Raw genomic sequence first — 18,563 nt, 5'->3', positions numbered from 1 at the left:
CACGCGACGCCCCGGCCGTACCGGTCACGCCGGATCCCGGCCCGGCCCGCGGCGCGGGAGTACGGCCCGCAGGTCGTCGTCGGTGATCCGGTCCGTGGGGCCGCGCAGCGTCCAGCGTTCGGTGCCGCCGTCCATGGACAGCACCGCGACGACGGTCTCCAGCCGGGGACGGCCGGCCACGGTGCGGAGCAGCTGGCGGATGACGACGGCCGTGTCCTCGTCGAGGCCCAGCAGGGTGCGTACGGCGTCCCGCAGTGCGGGCAGGTGCCGCGGGCTCGGTCCGGCGAGCTCGGGGCGCGGTGTCCGGTGCATGGTGGGGCTCCTTGTGCTCGGAGGTGAGAGGTGGGGGGAAGGTCGGGGCGGGAGGCCGCCGGCGGCGCGTGCGCCCGCGCCGCCGGCGGCTCGGCGCCGGTGGTTCAGCGCGGCGGGATGCGGGTGCCGGCCCGGTCCCGGACGGGTGCCGCGCGCGGCGACGGGACCGTACGGGGGCGGGACGGCACGGTGATCTGCCAGAGCGCGAGCAGCACCAGCGTGCCGGTTTCCGCGACGAGGCTGAGCGCGGCCTGCGGCGCGGGCTGCAGGCCGTGCTCGGTGAACCCGAAGACGCCGACCGTGCGCGAGGCCGCGAAGCCGCCGAGGGCGCCGGCCGCGGCCCCGGCGACGGCGACCCTCAGCAGGAGCGGCGGCGTGCCGACCAGCAGCAGGGCGGCGAGGGCGAAGGAGGCGCTCGCCTGGAGCAGGAACAGCGGGCCGACGACGTGGACGAAGCGGTACTCGTCGACGTAGAGCACGGCGTGGATGTAGCCGGCGGCGGCGAGGGTGACGGCGGTCGCCGACCGCAGGACGAGGGACAGGAGTCGTCGGTTGCTCATGCCAGCCTCTCGTCCTTGACGGCCAGTTCGCGGTCGCCCTGACGGAAGCCGACGGTGCGGATGCCCAGTGCGTCCTTGAGCTGCCGGGCGGGGACCACCTGCGGGGTGGGGGCCGGGGCGCGGCCCGGTCGGGGCAGCGGGTAGGCGGTGGTGGTCGCGGAGTGGAAGGTGATGTTGCCCTCCCGCTTGCTGAACAGCTGATGGACGTGTCCGTTGAGACAGGTCACGGAGGAGAAGCGGCGCAGCAGGGCGATGACCTTCAGCGCGTCGTCCGTGCTCCAGCCCCACTGCGGGTACATGGCGAACAGCGGGATGTGGCTGAAGACCACGACGGGGGTGTCCGACGGCAGTCCCGCGAGGTCCTTGCGGACGAAGTCGATCTGCTCGTTGCCCAGGTGGCCGAGTTTCTCCAGGCTCAGGGTGTTGACCAGGGCGATGAAGTGCACGCCGTGGGTGTCGAAGCTGTACCAGCCGTCACCGAGCGTGCCCCGGCCGAAGGTCTTCCGGTAGGTGCGGCCCGCGTCGCCTATGGAGTCGTGCTCGCCGGGCACGGTGAAGACGCGGTCCGTCCGCATCCCGGTCATCATCTGCTTGACCTGGTCGAACTGCCCGGCCGTCGACAGGTGGGTCAGGTCGCCGCTGTGCATCACGAAGTCGGGCCGGAACCCCAGCGAGTTGACCTGGCCGATGGCTTCGGTGAAGGAGCCGACGACGTCCGTGTTGGCCGGGCCCTGGAACCCGATGTGGCTGTCGGAGACCTGCACGAACCGCAGGGCGCCGCGTTCCGTGGCGGCGGCGTCCACGGCCCCGGCGGCGGTCCCGGCCGAGGCTCCGGCGGAGGTGTCCCGGGAGTCGGCGACATGGCTGACCACCTCTCCCGCGGCCACGGTGAGCACCACGGCCCCTCCGAACCACCCCGCGTGACGCAGGAGTTGGCGTCGGCTCATGCCGTGCTCCGGGTCGGGGCCCGACGGTACGGCGTCGTCGGCCGGTACACCGCCGGGACGGTCGCTGTATTCGGTCATGGGGTCACCTCCACGGTGGCGGTCATGAACGGGTGGATGGTGCAGAGGTAGGCGTAGGTGCCGGGCTTGGTGAACGTGTAGCGGTAGGTGGCGCGGGTGTTGAGGGCGGCCGAGCGCAACGGGCCGCCCGATCCGGAGCTGGTGACGGTGTGGGCGTCGGTGTCCTGGTTGGTCCAGGTCACCGTCGTGCCCGCTTTGACCTTGAGGGCGGCCGGGGCGAACGCGAAGTTCTTGATCGCCACGGCGGTCCCGGCCACCGGCGCCTTCGGCGCGGCCGGGGCATCCTTGGGCATGCTCATGTTCGGCATGCTCATGCTGGGCATGGGCGAGGCGCCGTGAGCCGGGTCCGCCGGCGCCGGCCCGGTGCCGCCGGGCATCCCGGCCAGCCGGTGCTCGCCCGGTCCGGGCGCGAGGGCCCCGACGACGGCGGACGAGGCGTGCGGCGCGTGACCGCACGCGCCGAGCAGGCCCAGCGCTCCGGCGGCGGCAACGGCCAGTCCGGCCGTGGCGCGTGCTCGCCGTGACGGCCCGCGAAGATTCAGGTACATGGTGTCCGTTCCTCACGATCAGGTGGAGACGGGGGCGGCGGAGCCCGTGCTCACGTCCGGGCGCGTTCGGGAATCCGAACCCGGCGGGGCCGGAGAGGGCCGCCCGCCCGGCGTGGCCCGCGCCGCGCATCCGCGCCCGGGCCGCGAAGCGGCGGACCGCACAGGGCAGTTCCGCCTCGCAGGGGTTCTTGCCGGGCTTCACGGACGGCGGGGGTTCCACGGTTCGGCGTACGAGGAACTTTTGTCAGTTTTCTCTTCAGAGAGCAGCGATCCACCCGATAAGGCGCGATGCTTCTCACAGCACGCCACTCGCATCGGACTCTGCGTTACAGGACAAAGCGGTCTGTCTGCGCAATGATCGGCTCATGCCCTGGAGTTCCCGAAAACGTGGCACCCGGACCGATCCGGATCGGTCCGCGCACCGTGTCTCTGGTAAAGGGACCCTTTCGACCGCGGACGAGGAACTGCTGCGCACCCTGTACGCGGAGCACGCGAAGCCCCTGTTCCACTACGTGCTGCGACTGACCTCAGGAGACTGGCAATGGGCGGAGGACGTCGTACAGGAGACCCTGCTGCGGGCATGGCAGCACCCCGAAGCGTTCGAGCCGTCCCGCGGCCCGGCCCGGGCCTGGCTGTGCACGGTCGCCCGGCGCCTGGTCATCGATGCCCACCGGGCCCGGCAGGCCAGGCCGGCCGAGGCGGGCGGCGAGGCGCTGGAGCGGGCCGCCGAGCGGACGCCGGGCGGGGACGAGATCGAGCAGGCGCTGCAGAGCTGGGCGGTCGCCGACGCCATCCGGATGCTCTCCCCGGACCACCGCGCGGTCCTGCTGGAGACCTACTACCGGGGCCGGACCATGACGGAGGCCGCCCAGGTGCTGGGCATTCCGGTGGGCACGGTGAAGTCCCGGACGTACTACGCGCTGCACGCCCTGCGGCTCGCACTGCAGGAACGGGGAATCGAGCCATGACCGCGGCACGCAGGAGGTGGCGACCATGACCACGGAGCACGATCCGCTCCGGACGGCCCTGGGAGGGTACGTCCTCGGCACGCTGCCCGAGGCCGAGCGGGAACAGGTCCGCGCGCATCTCGCGGAGTGCGCCGAGTGCCGGGCCGAACACGCCCGGCTGGCGGGACTGCCCGCCCTGATGGCGACGGTCACCGCGGCCGAGGCCGCCGGCGAGACGGTCCCGGCGTCCGACGCCGAACTGGCCGACCGCCTGGTGGCACGCGCGGCCGGGAGCGCGCCGGCCGCCGTGCCCGCCCGCGCGCCCGAGCCAGAGCCGCGGCAGGCGCCGCGGACGGGCGTGCTGGACCGGCTGCTGCAGCAGGCCGCGGCCCGGCGCCGCAGGACCTGGCGGCTCCAGCTGGCCGGCGCCGCCGCCTCCCTGATGTTCCTCGCGGCGGCGGTCGGCGGCACCTGGCTGGCGGCCGTGGGCACGGTGGGCGGCACCGTGGCACAGCCCGCGCCGACCGTGCCCGCCGCTTCGCGCACCTTCGCCGGAAGCGACGCGGCCACCGGCGTGACCGCCTCGGTGAAGGTCTCCCCCTCCGACTGGGGCAGCGTGCTGCAGGTCTCCGCCCGGGGCGCGCCCGCCGGCATCACCTGTCGGCTGCAGGCGGTCGGGCCGAACGGGACCAGGGTGGACGGCGCCAGCTGGCGGGCGGGCAGCTACCCGGCGGGGAGCACGATCCAGGGGACGGTCGCGATGTCCCCGGAGGCCATCGACCACTTCGAGATCCTCGCGGGCAGCGGGCAGAAGCTGGTCTCGATCCGAGCCTGAGACGTACCGAGGCCGCCCGGCACCGCGCCGGGCGGCTTCGGCATGCGCGGTCACCGGCAGGAGCCTTCTCCGAAAGGAAGCAGAGGCCCTTCCGGGAAAAGAAGTTGGGCAAAAGGTGCGAACAGCTCGAACCTTTCGGCATGCGCCGTCCGTATAACTGAGTGAGCGCGTCCACGCGGAGGATCCGGCCAGGCGCCCGGCCCTCGAAACCCTGGACGGCGCCCCTTCTTCCAGCTTCCGCACCTCCACAGAAGAGCCAGAAGACCATGTCTGTGACCGATTCTTCCCAGCCGAGGGCACTCCTGCGCGGGCCGTACCGCCACGAGGCACTGCTCACCCTGCCCGCGCAGGAGGCGCACGTCTCCGCCGCCCGGCACTTCGCGGCCGATCTGCTGGAGACCTGGAGCGTGCCCGCGAGCGAGCGGGACTCCGCCGTCCTCATCGTGGACGAACTCGCCTCCAACGCCGCCCAGTACGGCCGTGAGCGCATGAGCGTGCTGCTCGTCCTCGACCACGGCACCCTGCACATCGTGGTCAGCGACTCCGGCATGGCGGTGGACCGCCGCCGCCCCGACATCGCTCCCGACGAGCACGGCCGCGGCACCGGCATCGTCCAGTGCCTGGCCCAGTCGACCGAGGTCCGGCAGTCGCACGGCGGCCGCGAGGTCCGTGCCTGTCTGAGGTGTTCGGCATGACCGGCCCGGGCGTCTGGCGGCGCCGGCCGTCCCGGCGCGCCCTCCTGGAGGGGGCCGTGGCCTCGCACAAGCCGTGTCCCGTCGACGACTGCCCCGGCAGGCCCCGGCCGCCCGAGCGGTCCGCGGCGGCCCCGGCGGCCTTCGGCCACGGCGGCACCGGACCCGGCCGCGACACCGCGCCGTGCGCCCGCTGCGGCGCCGGCCCCTGCGCACCGGCGGAGGCATGACCGTGGACACCAGCCCCTGCGGCGTCGAGGACATCGGCGCCCCGACCCCGCACGAGGCGTACCTGCACGCCCCCGACCTGCACCGCGAGATGCACCGGGTCCTCGCGCTCGGGGCCGAGCGCGACGGCCGCCAGGCCGGTCCCGCCGCCCCGCCGCCGGCCGACCCGGTGGCCGCCGAGCGCGCCTGGCTGCTGCGGCGCGCCGCGCTCATGGACCGGATGGCCCTGGACGAATCGGACCCCGGCCCGGTCGGTGCCGCCGCGCGGACCGCCGGACAGCTCCTGCGGTACGACCGCCGCCACCCGGGCCTCGCGGCAGGCCCGCACCACCCGGGCGCGGACCCGCCCGCCGCGACCCGCCGCCGCTACGTCCGCCAGGAGTACGCCGCCTGGACGGCCGCCGGACGCCCCGGCGCCTGAGCCGCGGGCAGGCGGACGGGAGGAAGGACCGGGCCGGGGCCGGCTATGCGCGCGGGCCGCCGGCCGGCTCGCGGCCGAGCACGCCGATCACGACGTTGGCGTACAGCTCCTCCGAGACGGCGAGCCGGACGGTCAGGCCGGCGGCGGCGAAGGCCCGCACGGCCGCGTCGGCCTGGCGTTCGCTGGTCTCGACGAGGACGCAGCCGCCGGGCGCGAGCCACTCGGGCGCACCGGCGGCGACCCTGCGCAGCACGTCCAGGCCGTCGCCGCCGCCGTCCAGGGCGGCCAGCGGCTCGTGGTCGCGGGCCTCGGCGGGCAGCAGGGCCACCTCGCCGCTGGGGACGTAGGGCACGTTGGCCGCGAGGATGCCGACCCGGCCGCGCAGCGCGGCGGGCAGGGCGTCGAAGAGGTCGCCGAGGTGGGCGCTGCCGCCGTAGGGGGCGAGGTTGCGCCGGGCGCAGTCGACCGCGGCCGGTTCGATGTCGGCCGCGTGCAGTTCGGGGTCGGCGAGGGCGGCGGCGAGGGCCGCGCCCACCGCGCCGGAGCCGCAGCACAGGTCCACGACGACGGTCGCGTCCGGAGCCTGGGCCAGGGCCTGGTCGACGAGGAACTCGGTACGGCGGCGGGGCACGAACACGCCCGGTTCCACGAGGACCCGCAGCCCGTGGAAGCCGGCCCAGCCGAGGACGTGTTCGAGGGGGTGGCCGGCGGACCGCCGGTCCACCATCCCGGCCAGTTCGCCCGGGGTTTGGGCGGTGGCGAGGATCAGGTCCGCCTCGTCCTCGGCGAAGACGCAGCCCGCGGCGCGCAGTGCGGAGACGACGGCGGCGGTGTCGGGGAGTGGGAGCATCCCGGAGAGCCTATCCGGCCGCGGATGACGCGGTCACACGCCGACCGTCTCCTCGGCCTCCGTCTCGGCCTCGGCCTCGGCCGCCGTCTCGGCGGCCGGTGCCTGCGCGGTGCGAGCGGCGGACGGGCCCGGTACGGCCGTCCGGCCGACCCGCTCGTACACCGCGGCCAGCGCGGTGAGCGCGAGACCGGCCAGCAGCCACGCCGCGAGGGTCCACACGTCGCGGTGCAGTCCGTCGCCGCCGAAGTACAGCAGGCTGCGCACGCCCTCGACGAAGCCGGCGCCGTTCCAGAAGGCGTGCAGGGTGCCGAAGAAGCCGTTCTGCAGGTCGGGGCGGAACAGCCCGCCGGAGCTGGTGAAGTTGAGCATCACGAACAGCACCATCATGGCGAGGGTGGTCCACCGCTTCAGGAAGGGGTGCAGGCCGACGCCGACGAACAGGATGCCCGCCGAGTAGAGCCAGGCCATGCCCCAGACGCCGGCCAGGTCGTGCCGGGCCAGGTGGAACACCGGCCCGGCGAGGAAGGCGCCGATGCCGCTGACGACGGCACCGACGCCGACCGCGAGCAGGGCACGGATCCGCAGGGGCAGCGCGGCGCCCGCCGCTCCGAGGGCGGCGACGGACGCGTAGGAGCCGATGCTCACGGCGATGAGCAGGAAGAACAGCCCCTGGCCCGTGGGGTCGTCGCTGACCGGCCTGGCCACGTCGGTGACCTTGAGCGGGGCGCCCTCGTCGGCGGCGACCGGCGTGAAGACCTTCTCGACGACGGTGGCGTCCGTGTCGGAGGCGGCACTCGCGACGATCAGCTCGGGCGCCTCGGTGCTCGGCACGTAGACGCCGGTGACCCTGCGGGACGTCAGCAGGTGGACGCCGGCGCCGCGGGTCGGGACGGTACGGACGTCGAGCCGGTCACCCGCGGTGTCCTTGACGGTCTGCGCGAACACCTTCGCCTTCGGGCCTGCGCCGACCACCGCGACGGGCATGTGACGGGGTTCGGGGTGGACGAACGCGCCCATGTACGCCAGCCCCATGCCCAGGCACATCAACAGCGGGGTGATCAGGTGCGTGAGCAGGTGGCGCAGCGCCGGTGACCTCATCGGGGACGACCTCCAGACCTTCCGGCCAAACTGGTTGGCTTATACAACTCATGATGAAGTTGTACTCTACAACTAGAACGTCGGAGGAGGAATTCGCGTGAGGATGTCGCTGGCGCAGAGGGCGCCGAGGGTCCGGCCGTGACGGCGGCCGAGGTGGCCGTGGAGACGATCCAGCGCGAGATGACGGCCTTCGCGCGCCGGGCCCGCGCGTCCGCCGGGCGCATGCATCCCGAGCTGTCGCTGGTGTCGTACACGCTCCTCGGGCACCTGGAGGAGCGCGGCGGCTGCCGGTCGACCGACCTGGCCGCGCACTACGCGCTGGACAAGTCGACGGTCAGCCGGCAGGTCGCGACGCTGGAGCGGGCGGGGCTGATCGAGCGGTGCCTGGACCCGGAGGACCACCGGGTCCAGGTACTGGGTCTCACGGCGGCCGGGCGGGAGATCCTGGCCCAGGTCACGCGCAGCCGCCGCGCCGCGTTCCGGGAACGGCTGGCCGACTGGCCGGAGCAGGACCTGGTCCGGTTCGCCGCGTACCTGGAGCGCTACAACGCGGGCACGTCCGCGGGGACCGGCGAGGACTGACCGAGCGGCTGCGGCACCCGGGCGGCGAGGAAGGCGGTACGGCGGCGCAGCCGGAAGCCCAGGGACTCGTACAGCCGGATCGCGCCGGTGTTCCCGGCGCCGGTGTGCAGGAACGGAGTCTCGCCGCGGGCCCGGATGCCGTGTCCGACCGCCCGGATCAGCCGGGTCGCCAGGCCCTCGCCCCGGTGGGCGGGGTCGGTGCAGACCGCGCTGATCTCGGTCCAGCCCGGCGGGTGCAGCCGCTCCCCCGCCATCGCGATCAGCCTGCCGTCCCGGCGGATGCCGAGGTAGGTGCCGAGTTCGACGGTGCGGGGCAGGAAGGGGCCCGGCCGGGTCCGCTCGACGAGGTCGAGGATGTCGGGCACGTCGGCGGGCCCGAGCCGGACCGCCTGCGGTTCCGGGGCGACGTCCATGCCGTCGTCGACCAGCTGCACGCCCGGGATGTTCATGGTGAGTTCCCAGCCGTCCGGGACGTCGCCGCGGTAGCCGGGCAGCCCGACCTCCGTGCCGGGCCCGGACAGGGCGGCGAGGTCGGCCCAGTCGTCCGCGCCGATGTCGTCGGGCAGGGCCAGCCACGGGGAGACGTCGACCGGGTAGCGCAGGATGCGGCCGCGCCGTTCGGCGAAGCGGGCGTGCGGGCCGGTGAGCGAGGCGCGGGCGGGGTTGTCCAGGACGTGCGGCGCGTCCTCGCGGGGACCGGGGACGCTCATGCGGAGACCTCGATCACGATCTTGCCGCGGGCGTGCCCGTCCTCGACGGCGCGCAGCGCCTGGCCCGCCTCGTCGAGCGGGAAGGTGCGCGAGACGAACGGGTCCAGCTCACCGCCCACCACCAGTTCGGCCACCTCGTCGAGGACGGCCGCGGTACGGGCCCGTTCGACCCGGCTGCCGCCCAGCGCGGCCACGGTGTCCGGCGCCGCCCCCGCGGTGATCAGTCTGGTGCGGTCCGCGAGCAGGCCGGCGGCCTCGGCGAGCACCTCGCCGCCGACCAGGTCGTACACCGCGTCCACGCCCTCGGGCGCGGCGGCCCGTACCCGCTCCGCGAGGCCGGGCCCCGACGGCACGTGCACGGCGCCGAGCGACTCCACGAAGTCCTTCTTCGCCTCGCTCGCCACGCCGACCACCCGCAGTCCCCAGGCGCGGGCGATCTGCAGGGCGGCCGCGCCGACCCCGCCGCCCGCGCCGGTCACCAGCAGGGTCGCGCCCTCGGGCAGGTCGAGCTGGCGCACCCCGTCGTAGGCGGTGGCCGCGGCGACCGGCAGGGTGGCCGCGTCGGTGAAGGACAGCGCGGCGGGCTTGTGCGCCGTCACGGACGCCGTGAGCAGGGCGTACTGCGCGAACGCGCCGCCGGAGGTGTTGCCGAAGACCGCGTCGCCGGGTGCGAACCCGCTGACGCCCTCGCCGACCTCCTCGACCACTCCGGCGGCCTCGCTGCCGAGCACCTCGGGGAAACGTGCCTCGCCCTCGCCGGGGCGGCGGAAACCGCCGCGCAGCTTCCAGTCGACGGGGTTGACCCCCGCCGCGCGCACCGCGACCAGCAGCTCACCAGGGCCGGGAACGGGCCGGTCCACGTCGGCGAAGGCCTCGGTCTCCGGTCCGCCGTGCCTGGTGTAGACGTACGCCTTGGGCATCGTTCTTCCTCGCTCTCGGATGCTGTCTCCGGTCTCCCGGAACCGGCACTCTGGGCCAAGGACGATCGCCCGGACGCTATTCCCCCACCCCTGAATCGTTCATACGGCCGCAATGATCGACGGCCTGACCAAGGCCTGACCTGGGCCGAAGCACCGCGCACCGGCACCGGCCCGCCGCCCCGGGGCCCGTAGGCCGGTTCCGGTGCCGTCGGGCCCAGTCCTTCCCCGGCCCGTCCCGGCGAGGATCACAGCCGCGGCCCTCGGACCCGCGCACCCGGTTCGCCCGCTTCCATGATGAGCAGGGCCGTCCCGGCTCGCCTCCGGGCCGGGACCCGGGCGGACGCTCCCGGTCGCACCGCCGTGGACCGGACGGGGTGAAGGACCTGTGTGGACGCCCGCGTGCGAGGGGGGCACGCTGGGAGCTGCGGACCGGCTGTCCGGCCCTACGGCTCCCGTGGCGGCGAGGAGGTCGACATGCGTACCCGAGTACGTGGCTGGCGCTGGCGGCACAACTCGCTGCGGCGCAGGTCCGACCTGGTGGAGGCGTGGACCGCGCTGGCCGTCGCGATCCTGCTGTGCCTGGGCGCGCCCCTGGCGGGAGCGGTGGCGGGACTGTGGGCCCACGAGCGGGCGCGGGCGGTGGCGACCGTCCAGCGGGCCGAGCGGCACATGGTGCGGGCGGTGGTCCTCGGGGACGCGCCGGAGCAGCTGCCGTCGGTGGAGGGCACCGACCAGGAACACGCCTACCGGACGGACGTCCGCTGGACCGAACCCGGCAAGGGGACGCGGACGGCCCTGGCCCGGGTGCCGGCCGGCACCCGGGCCGGCGACCGGGTCGACGTCTGGTTCGACCGGCACGGGCGCGGCGTGCCTCCGCCGCCCGACGAGGTCGACGTCTGGCAGCACACCGTCACCGTGGGGCTGTGCGGGGCGGCCGGTGCGGCGGGGGCCGTGCTGCTCTGCCACGGCGTCGTGCGCCGGGTCGCGCTGCGGCACCGGCTGGCCGAGTGGGAACAGGAGTGGGCCCGCACCGGACCGGACTGGACCCGGGGCCGCGCCTGAGGTCCCGCGGCTCCCCCGGCCCTGGTGACGGGGCCCGCGGTGCCGCCGCCCGCGGGCCTGGCGACGCGTCGGCCCGTCCGCGTACGGTGTGATCATCCGCAGGTTCCCTTCGTCAAAGGCGGTTGCCGATGGCTTTGTTCGACCTTCCCGTCGACGAACTCCGTGAGCACCGCAGCGCGTCGGTGGAACCCGAGGACTTCGACGCCTTCTGGTCCAAGACGCTCCAGGAGGCCCGCGGACACGATCTCGACGCCCGCTTCGAGCCGGTCGACACCGGGCTGTCCACGGTCGACGTGTACGACGTGACGTTCGCCGGGTTCGGCGGCCACCCGGTGAAGGGCTGGCTGCGGCTGCCGGCCGGGGCCGCCGAACCGCTGCCGCTGATCGTGGAGTTCATCGGCTACGGCGGCGGGCGCGGACTGGCGCACGAGAACCTGCTGTGGGCGTCGACCGGGCGGGCGCACTTCGTGATGGACACCCGCGGCCAGGGCAGCGCCTGGGGCGGCGGGGGCGGCACCGCCGACCCGGTGGGCGGCGCGCCGGCCTTCCCCGGGTTCATGACGCGGGGCGTGGACGCGCCCGAGAACTACTACTACCGCCGGGTCTTTACGGACGCGGTCCGGGCGGTCGAGGCGGCGCGCTCGCATCCGCTGACCGACGCAGCGCGGACCGTGGCGCTGGGCGCCAGCCAGGGCGGCGGGATCACGATCGCGGTCGGCGGCCTGGTCCCCGACCTGGCCGCGGTGGCGCCCGACGTGCCGTTCCTGTGCGACTTCCCACGCGCCGTCACCCTGACCGACCGCCACCCCTACCGTGAGATCGCCCTGTTCCTGAAGACGCACCGCGGCCGCTCGGCGGACGTCCAGCGCACCCTGTCCTATTTCGACGGCGTGCACTTCGCGGCGCGCGGCCGGGCCCCGGCGCTGTTCTCGGCGGCGCTGGAGGACCAGACCTGCCCGCCGTCCACGGTGTTCTCGGCCTTCAACGCCTGGGCCCACGCGGACAAGGAGATCGAGGTGTACGACTTCAACGACCACGAGGGCGGCGGCCCGTACCACGAGGCGGCGAAGCTCGGCTGGCTGCGCGACCGCGCATGAGCCGTGCTCGGCGCCCGCGTCGGCGGTGACCGGCGGCCGGCGCGGAGTCACCGGGCGTGAGCGGGCCGGTCCTCCAGGTCGCTTGCGCCGTGCCCGTGGCCGCCGCCGGCCGGTCCCTCAGAGGGTCCCGCCGTGGTGACGGGTGGCGGAAGCCGCCGTCTCCGCGTCCGTGAGGGCTCCCTCCGGGCGGCCGATCGTCACCGCGCCGCGGAAGCCGTCCGGCGCGAGGACGGACATGGTGTCCAGGGCCGCGTCGGGCACCGGCAGCAGGTGGGCGTCGACCCAGGTGTCACCGGCGGCCGCGTCGGTCCACGGATCCTCGATGACGACGCCGCCGGGGACCGCCGCGTGGCACAGCACCCAGTGCGGGACGTCGTACCCGTGCATGGCGTCGAGCGAGACGAGGAGGAGCACCTGGTCCCGCCGGTCGAGCGCGGTCCGGATCCGTGCCAGGGAGAGACGGTCCGGGTCGACCGGGACGCCGGTGCGCCGGGCGTCCGTCCGCGACGCGCGCTGCAGCACGGCGCGCCACTCCTGTTCGGGCTCCGGGTGGTGGCCGAGCAGGACGGGCCGGTCCGTGTCCAGGTGGACCGCCACCTGGCAGGAGGGCCAGGTCCGGCGTACGGCGACGCCGAGCCCGACGGGTTCGCACGCGGGGAAGTTGGTCGCGCCGCGCCACAGCGTCAGCTCGGTGCTCCGGTCCAGTTCCTGCCGCGCCAGGGCGCCCGCATGGGCCTGGGCGACCAGGGCGGTGACCGCGCCGCAGGTGAAGTGGGTGGTCTGGCCGTAGTACGGCGGTTCGGCGGCCGGCGCCGCGCACAGCCAGCGCACATGGCCGCCACCGGGCCCGCCGGCCGCCTCCGCGGGAGTGAGCGGAGGGCGCAGCGGGGCGAAGCCCTCGGCGGCGGCCACCTCGGGATCCGCCGTCCACCCTTCCCACTTGACCTGTGCGAGTCCCCGGCCGTGTGCGTGGGCGAGGACCGCGCGGACGGCCGCCGGCACGTCGCCGACGGCGTCGACGATCTTCAGGTAGGAGGTGTGCGGGCGGGCCGTGACCAGGGCGGCTCCGGTCCATCGGGGGTCGTCGCCGTCCGTGACGGCCACGATGTGCGGGGCGTAGCGGGAGCGGTCGGGCGTCCGCCAGCGTTCCGTCACCGGCGCGGGTGCGAGCCCCCGCAGTCCGGGCGGCGGCCGGCCGGGATCGTACGGGAGGACGACGGTGCGGTGCGCGGCGGTCCGCTGGCGCGGGGGCATGCCGGGTCTCCTTGAGATGGTGGGCGTCAGGCGCGGGAACGGCGGAGCACCCAGAGGAAGTACGGGGCTCCGACCAGGGCGATCACGAGGCCGGCGGGCAGCTGGAACGGGGCGATGAGGGTGCGGCCGAGCGCGTCGGCGACACACACCAGCAGCGCGCCGAGCAGCATCGACACCGGGATCGCGCGGCCGTGCCGGGCACCCACCAGCGACCGGGCGAGGTGCGGGGCGACGAGCCCCACGAAACCGACGACACCGACGGCGATCACGCTGAGCGCGGCGAGGACCGCGGCGATCGTCAGCGCGGCGAACCTGGTGCGTGCCGGGCGGACGCCGACGACGCGCGGGGTGTCCTCGTCGACGGCGAGCAGGTCCAGCCGGTCCCGCAGGACGAGCAGGACGGGCAGTGCGGCCGCCAGGGCGACCGCGACCGGTACGGCGTCGGAGAACGTCCGCCCGTAGGTCGTACCGGAGAGCCAGGTGAAGATCCGGGGCGTGTCCCACGGATCGGCGCGCAGCAGGAGGAAGGTGGTGACGGAGTTCAGCCCGTACCCGAAGCCGATGCCGACCAGGACGAACCGGTCGGGCAGGAAGCCGCCGCGCCAGGACAGCAGGGCGATCAGCGCGAACGTGACGAGTCCCGTCGCCACCGCGGCCGCGACGAGGAGCGGCCGGCTGCCGGACAGGCCGGACGTGGCGACGCTCGCGGCGCCGAGCCCCGCGCCCGCCGTGATGCCGAGCACGCCCGGTTCCGCGAGCGGGTTGCGCACCGCGCCCTGCACGACGCAGCCGGCGAGACCGAGCGCCGCGCCGGCGAGGACCGCGGCCGTCGTCCGCGGCACCCGGTCGTCGAGCGCCTGGCCGATCAGGTCCGGGGCGGCGCCCCGCAGCCACAGCGCGAGGTCGCCGGTGCGCAGCCAGAGGCTGCCCGCGAGGACCGACACGAGAACGGCGACGGCCAGCAGCGCGGTCACCGCGCAGACGACGAGGACGAACGCGCGCCGCGACCGGACGGCGACCCGCGCGTGCGGGGGGCGGTGGAGCTGCCCGGTGTCGCGCAGGCGGAGCGCGAGGACCACGATCACGACGGAGCCGAGCAGCGCGGTGGGCACGCCGGTGGGGATGGCGGCGGCGCCGTCCGCGCCCTGCACGGCGCGCAGCGACGCGTCCGCGAGCAGGACGAGCAGCGCGCCGAGCAGTCCGGCGGCGGGCACCAGGAGCAGGTGGCGGTGCAGGGCCGGTACGCGTCCCGCGAGCAGCCGGGCCAGCACGGGGGCACCGAGGCCGACGAAGCCGATCGGACCCGCGAGGGTCACGGCCGTGCCGGTCAGGAGCACCGCGCAGACCACGGCGGCGACCCGGGTGGAGCGGACCGGCACGCCGAGGGTCGCCGCGGTGTCGTCGCCGAGGCCCAGCACGTCCAGGCGCCGGGAGAGCGCGAGGGCGGCGCACAGCACGACGGCGATGAGGGGCAGGGCGCGCTCGGAGGCGTCGATGTTCAGCTGGGCCAGCGAGCCGCTCCCCCACGCGTAGAGGCCGGTCGTGTTCTGGCTGAACAGGATGAGGAGCATCGAGGTGCCCGCGTCGAGGGCCATCGCCGTCGCCGATCCGGCGAGGATCAGGCGGGTGCCGGTGGTGCCGGCGGCGCGGCCCGCGAGCAGCAGGACGAGGGCGGCGGCCGTCAGACCGCCCGCGAACGCCACGGCGCCCGACGCCCACAGCGGGACGGTGAGGCCGGTGGCCGCCACGAGGGACAGCGTGAAGTAGGAACCGGCCGTGACGGCGAGGGTGTCCGGGGAGGCGAGCGCGTTGCGCGTGACGGACTGCAGGAGCGCTCCGGCGGCGCCGAGGGCGAAGCCCACCGCCACGCCCGCGAGCAGGCGTGGCAGCCGGGAGCCGGTGAGGATCTCGCCGACCGGGGCGCCGTTCTCGTCCCGGTGCCCGCTGAGGTGCCGCAGCAGGTCGCCGACGCCGACGCCCGACGTCCCCTGGGTCAGGTGCCACAGCCCGACCGCCACGGTGGCGGCGAGCAGGGCCGCGAGGACGGCCGCGCCGGCCGGGCCGCCGCCGGGCCCGCGCGACGGCGTACCCGGTGGCGTGTCCGGTGGTGTGGTCGTCGGCGTGTCCGGCGGTGTGCTCGCCGGGGACGCCGTCGGGTGCCGGGTGCTCACTTCGTGTCGAGCACGTCGACGTACGCGTCGATGGCCTGCTCGCAGGAGCGCGGGCCGCCGGCGCCCCACACCCGGGCCGGGAAGGCGTGCGCGCGGCCTTCCTTCACGGCCGGGATCGTCTTCCAGATCGGGTTCTTCTCCAGCGCCGCCACGTAGCCGCCGGCGCCGTCGTCGTTGGCGTAGAAGAGGTTGGCGTCGCCGACCGCGGTGAGTCCTTCGACGTCGGTCTGCGCGAGGCCGTAGGCGGGGTCGACACCGCCGTCGCCGTGGGCCTTGTTGACGGCGTCGGTCCAGGCGGGCCGCATGCCGAGCCGCTCGCCTATCGCGGTGAACAGGGCGCCCTTGCCGTAGGGCCGGACGGTGAGGTTGCCGCCCTCCAGCCAGCCGTCGAAGAACAGGAAGTCCTTGGTGGGCAGACCGGCGTCGGCGACCTTCCGCTCGGCCTCGGCGAGGTGGCCGTCGAACTCCTTGAGCACCTGGCCGGCCCGCTCGGTGCGGCCGGTGGCCTTGCCGATCATGCTGAACACGTTCCGCATGTTGCCGATGGGGTCCTTGGGGTCCGCGCCCTTGGTGGCCATGACGGGGACGCCCCGCTTCTCCAGCTTCTTGATCATCTCGTCGTCGGCCTTGAACGCCTCCACGACGACGAGGTCCGGCTTCGCGGCGTACAGGGTGTCGAGGTCGGGTTCCTCGCGGGTGCCGATGTCGGTCACCCCGGCGGGCAGCTTCTCGGCGCTGGTCCAGGTGCGGTACCCCTTCGCGTCGGAGACGGCGGCGGGGGTGACGCACAGCGTCAGCGCGTCCTCGACCTGCTGCCACTCCAGGACGGCGATCCGGCGGGCGGGCTGGTCGAGCCGCACGGTGCGGCCGACGCCGTCCTTGAGGGTGACCGGCCCGGTGGAGGTGGTCGTGGTGTCCTGGGCGCAGCTCCTGGACGCGGGGGCCGCGGCTGCGGTGCCGTCGGCGGCGGCCTCGTCGACGTCGGTCGTGCCGCAGGCCGTCGCGGCGAGGGCGAAGAGCCCCGCGGTGGCCGTCGCCGCCAGGCGATGGGCGCGGTTCATGGAAGTTCCTCTTTCCTGTGGTGCGGTGCGGCGGTGGTGGTGCCGCGTCAGGGGCGGTGGCGCCCGAGGGGGTCGATGTGGAGGCGGCCGGTGCGCGGGTCGACGGCGACCTCGACCCGGATGTCGTAGACCTCGCCGATGTTCCGCGCGGTGAGGACGTCGGCGGGTGCGCCCGCCGCGTGGACGCGGCCGGAGCGCATGAGGACCAGGGTGTCCGCGACGCGGGACGCGTGGTCGAGGTCGTGCAGCACGATGCCGACCGCGATGCCGTGCCGCTCCACGAGGTCGCGCACCAGGTCGAGGGTCTCGAACTGGTACCGCAGGTCCAGGTGGTTGGTCGGTTCGTCCAGCAGGACGACACGGGTGTCCTGGGCCAGGCAGGCGGCGAGCCACACGCGCTGCATCTCGCCGCCGGAGAGTTCCCCGACCGGCCGGGCCGCCATGTCCCCTACGCCGGTGAGGCCCATGGCGTGCTCGACGGCGGCGCGGTCCTCGGCGGTCGGTCCGGCGAGGCCGCGCCGGTACGGGTGGCGGCCGAAGGCCACGACCTCCGCCACCGTCAGTCCCTGCGGCGCGGGCCTGGACTGGGAGAACAGCGTGACCTCGCGGGCGAACCGGCGGGCGCTGAGCAGGGCCGCGTCGCGCTCCGGACCGCCGTCCGCGGCCCCGAGCGTCACCCGGCCGCCGTCCAGGCGGTGGAGCCGGCACAGCGCGCGCAGGACCGTGGACTTGCCGCTGCCGTTCGGTCCCACCAGGGCGGTGGCACGGCCGGGTTCCAGGGCCAGCGAGACGCCGTGGACGACCGGGACGGCGCCGTAACGGAGCACGAGGTCGTGTCCGTTGAGGGCGGCGGCCGGGGTGGCCGGATCGGGGCCGGCCACGGGGCGGCCGGCGTGCGGGGAGTGGTCGGTGAACATCGGCGGGTCCGGACGGTCGGAGGGGCAGGGGCTGCGGCACCCTCCGTCCGGCCGTCTCCGGCCGGGCAGCGCAATGTCCCCCGCACGGGCCGAGCCGTGCGCGGCGAGCAACAACTAAGGGTTACCTAACTCCGTGCAGGCTATAGCCCGCCCGCCATGTCGACAATCAGGAGTTCGGGACACCCGGTACGGGATTCCGGACACGCACGCAGGCCGTTTCAGGCCGTGCCGGCCTCGGCGCCTGCGTCGAAGAACGCCCCCGGCGTGGTGCCCATGACCCGCCGGAACGCGGCGATGAAGGTGCTGGGCTGCGCGTAGCCGAGGGTCTCGGAGACGGTGGTCACGTCGTGCCCCTCGGACAGCAGCGTCAACGCGCGGTGCACGCGCAGCACCTGCCGCCACCGCGCGAAGGAGAGGCCGGTCACCTGGCGGAACGCGCGCGTGACGGTGCGGTCGCTGACGCCGAGGCAGCGCGCCCAGTCCTCCAGCGAGCGGCCGTCGGCCGGGTCGTCGAGCAGCGCCTTCGCGATCGTGTCGATCCGGGGGTCGCCGGGCACCCGCAACGCGAACTCCCGCTCGGAGGGCCGCAGGACGTCGAACACGACCGATTCGGCCCGCGTCCTGGCTCCCGCGTCGAGATCCGTGCGGGAAAGGTGGGCGAGCAGCGACTCCAGCAGGGGTGTCATCGTGATGGCCCGCGGCTCGTCGAACGCGATCGGCGTGCGGTCGGGGGCGAAGAGGGCGTCGTGGAACTCGGCGCCGGCCGTCGCCCGGCCCGCGTGCACGGTTCCGGCGGGCATCCACAGTCCGTGCCCCTCGCACACGGTGAAGATGCGGTCCGCCACCCGGGACGTCAGCGTTCCGCCGCGCACCCAGACGAGTTCGTGCTGGAGGTGCGCGTGCGGCGGCCATTCGGTGGGAACGGCGGGCACGTGCAGCCCGGCCCTGATGGCGAAGGGTGCGGACGCCTGCGCCGGAAGCTCGACGGCCCGGCGCACGACGGTGCCCTTCTCGCGCCGCCACATTCCGGGGCTCGTTTCACCACCGGACGAACGGACCATGCGCGGAAGTCTATCGGGGCGCGCGGACACGGCCGCGTGACGTCCGTCCACGGCGGTCGCACGGAGAATTGCGGACGCCTTCGCCGGTCGAATGACAACCACCCTTTCGGTTGAGCGGAAAAGGGGTCACGACTGCTTACTGTGGGGAGGAATCAGCGGCCGGCCGGAACGGGTCGAATTCCCGTGTTCACGCGTCGGCGAATCCAGGCTGC

21 protein-coding genes are annotated in these 18,563 nt (G+C 74.8%); 8 read left to right on the top strand and 13 right to left on the bottom strand.

From position 1 onward, the window contains the following. Positions 1-24 precede the first annotated feature (24 nt). From ACIQOE_RS21850 to ACIQOE_RS21835, 4 genes are all read right to left on the bottom strand, one after another. Positions 25-312: a hypothetical protein gene (locus ACIQOE_RS21850; protein ID WP_401413089.1), complete on the bottom strand. Its 288-nt coding sequence runs from the start codon at positions 310-312 to the stop codon at positions 25-27. A gap of 104 nt (positions 313-416) precedes the next feature. Then, positions 417-872, bottom strand: a complete 456-nt coding sequence (locus tag ACIQOE_RS21845) for a hypothetical protein (RefSeq protein WP_365554367.1) — start codon at positions 870-872, stop codon at positions 417-419. Beyond that, positions 869-1,897 carry a metallophosphoesterase gene (locus tag ACIQOE_RS21840; RefSeq protein ID WP_351322767.1) on the bottom strand — a complete coding sequence of 343 codons (1,029 nt, stop codon included), beginning with the start codon at positions 1,895-1,897 and terminating at the stop codon, positions 869-871. Before ACIQOE_RS21840 ends, ACIQOE_RS21845 begins: the two co-directional genes overlap by 4 nt. Continuing rightward, positions 1,894-2,445, bottom strand: coding sequence for a cupredoxin family copper-binding protein (locus ACIQOE_RS21835; RefSeq protein ID WP_401413086.1), 552 nt, complete (start codon positions 2,443-2,445; stop codon positions 1,894-1,896). The genes ACIQOE_RS21840 and ACIQOE_RS21835 overlap by 4 nt, the downstream gene beginning before the upstream one ends. Before the next feature lie 365 nt (positions 2,446-2,810). On the opposite strand from ACIQOE_RS21835, the gene ACIQOE_RS21830 reads away from it, so the two are divergent. From ACIQOE_RS21830 to ACIQOE_RS21810, 5 genes are all read left to right on the top strand, one after another. Beyond that, positions 2,811-3,413 carry a sigma-70 family RNA polymerase sigma factor gene (locus tag ACIQOE_RS21830; RefSeq protein WP_401413083.1) on the top strand — a complete coding sequence of 201 codons (603 nt, stop codon included), beginning with the start codon at positions 2,811-2,813 and terminating at the stop codon, positions 3,411-3,413. Between the two features lie 25 nt (positions 3,414-3,438). Then, entirely contained in the window at positions 3,439-4,227 is a 789-nt protein-coding gene (locus tag ACIQOE_RS21825) for an anti-sigma factor family protein (protein ID WP_401413080.1), read from the top strand. 266 nt (positions 4,228-4,493) lie between these two features. Further along, positions 4,494-4,922, top strand: coding sequence for an ATP-binding protein (locus tag ACIQOE_RS21820; protein ID WP_351322759.1), 429 nt, complete (start codon positions 4,494-4,496; stop codon positions 4,920-4,922). Further along, positions 4,919-5,149 (top strand): hypothetical protein, encoded by a 231-nt coding sequence (locus ACIQOE_RS21815; RefSeq protein WP_401413078.1) that lies wholly within the window; start codon positions 4,919-4,921, stop codon positions 5,147-5,149. The genes ACIQOE_RS21820 and ACIQOE_RS21815 overlap by 4 nt, the downstream gene beginning before the upstream one ends. After that, positions 5,146-5,568: a hypothetical protein gene (locus ACIQOE_RS21810; RefSeq protein WP_399009970.1), complete on the top strand. Its 423-nt coding sequence runs from the start codon at positions 5,146-5,148 to the stop codon at positions 5,566-5,568. Before ACIQOE_RS21815 ends, ACIQOE_RS21810 begins: the two co-directional genes overlap by 4 nt. 43 nt (positions 5,569-5,611) lie before the next feature. Here the strand turns inward: ACIQOE_RS21810 and ACIQOE_RS21805 are convergent, their stop codons facing one another. Together ACIQOE_RS21805 and ACIQOE_RS21800 are read right to left on the bottom strand one after the other, a co-directional pair. Further along, positions 5,612-6,418, bottom strand: a complete 807-nt coding sequence (locus tag ACIQOE_RS21805; RefSeq protein ID WP_365554347.1) for a putative protein N(5)-glutamine methyltransferase — start codon at positions 6,416-6,418, stop codon at positions 5,612-5,614. 33 nt (positions 6,419-6,451) lie between these two features. Next, positions 6,452-7,516 (bottom strand): hypothetical protein, encoded by a 1,065-nt coding sequence (locus ACIQOE_RS21800; RefSeq protein WP_401413076.1) that lies wholly within the window; start codon positions 7,514-7,516, stop codon positions 6,452-6,454. A 138-nt stretch (positions 7,517-7,654) separates the two neighbouring features. On the opposite strand from ACIQOE_RS21800, the gene ACIQOE_RS21795 reads away from it, so the two are divergent. Next, complete coding sequence (locus ACIQOE_RS21795) at positions 7,655-8,098, top strand: MarR family winged helix-turn-helix transcriptional regulator (RefSeq protein ID WP_362642433.1); 444 nt, start codon at positions 7,655-7,657, stop codon at positions 8,096-8,098. Here ACIQOE_RS21795 and ACIQOE_RS21790 read toward each other — a convergent pair. After that, a complete protein-coding gene (locus ACIQOE_RS21790) occupies positions 8,059-8,808 on the bottom strand; it encodes a GNAT family N-acetyltransferase (protein WP_351322747.1) in 750 nt (249 codons plus the stop codon). The two genes, ACIQOE_RS21795 and ACIQOE_RS21790, sit on opposite strands and share 40 nt — an antisense overlap. Beyond that, positions 8,805-9,728: an NADP-dependent oxidoreductase gene (locus ACIQOE_RS21785; RefSeq protein ID WP_365554340.1), complete on the bottom strand. Its 924-nt coding sequence runs from the start codon at positions 9,726-9,728 to the stop codon at positions 8,805-8,807. Before ACIQOE_RS21785 ends, ACIQOE_RS21790 begins: the two co-directional genes overlap by 4 nt. 474 nt (positions 9,729-10,202) lie before the next feature. On the opposite strand from ACIQOE_RS21785, the gene ACIQOE_RS21780 reads away from it, so the two are divergent. Further along, a complete protein-coding gene (locus tag ACIQOE_RS21780; protein WP_401413073.1) occupies positions 10,203-10,790 on the top strand; it encodes a hypothetical protein in 588 nt (195 codons plus the stop codon). A gap of 128 nt (positions 10,791-10,918) precedes the next feature. Continuing rightward, positions 10,919-11,887, top strand: coding sequence for an acetylxylan esterase (locus tag ACIQOE_RS21775; protein WP_401413071.1), 969 nt, complete (start codon positions 10,919-10,921; stop codon positions 11,885-11,887). A gap of 117 nt (positions 11,888-12,004) precedes the next feature. Here ACIQOE_RS21775 and ACIQOE_RS21770 read toward each other — a convergent pair whose 3' ends face one another. From ACIQOE_RS21770 to ACIQOE_RS21750, 5 genes are all read right to left on the bottom strand, one after another. Then, complete coding sequence (locus ACIQOE_RS21770; protein ID WP_401413069.1) at positions 12,005-13,141, bottom strand: peptidase C39 family protein; 1,137 nt, start codon at positions 13,139-13,141, stop codon at positions 12,005-12,007. A gap of 26 nt (positions 13,142-13,167) precedes the next feature. Continuing rightward, complete coding sequence (locus ACIQOE_RS21765) at positions 13,168-15,312, bottom strand: iron ABC transporter permease (RefSeq protein WP_401413067.1); 2,145 nt, start codon at positions 15,310-15,312, stop codon at positions 13,168-13,170. Next, positions 15,309-16,373, bottom strand: coding sequence for an ABC transporter substrate-binding protein (locus tag ACIQOE_RS21760; RefSeq protein WP_401413065.1), 1,065 nt, complete (start codon positions 16,371-16,373; stop codon positions 15,309-15,311). The genes ACIQOE_RS21765 and ACIQOE_RS21760 overlap by 4 nt, the downstream gene beginning before the upstream one ends. Positions 16,374-16,420: 47 nt before the next feature. Further along, complete coding sequence (locus tag ACIQOE_RS21755) at positions 16,421-17,290, bottom strand: ABC transporter ATP-binding protein (protein WP_401413063.1); 870 nt, start codon at positions 17,288-17,290, stop codon at positions 16,421-16,423. 218 nt (positions 17,291-17,508) lie between these two features. Beyond that, positions 17,509-18,351: an AraC family transcriptional regulator gene (locus ACIQOE_RS21750; RefSeq protein ID WP_399009961.1), complete on the bottom strand. Its 843-nt coding sequence runs from the start codon at positions 18,349-18,351 to the stop codon at positions 17,509-17,511. Positions 18,352-18,563 lie beyond the last annotated feature (212 nt).

It is taken from the genome of Streptomyces sp. NPDC091282 (genome assembly GCF_044757385.1).
Classification (GTDB): Bacteria; Actinomycetota; Actinomycetes; order Streptomycetales; family Streptomycetaceae; genus Streptomyces; species Streptomyces gramineus.
Note: the sequence above shows the minus strand (reverse complement) of the source record. Positions and strands in the feature narration are given on the sequence as shown.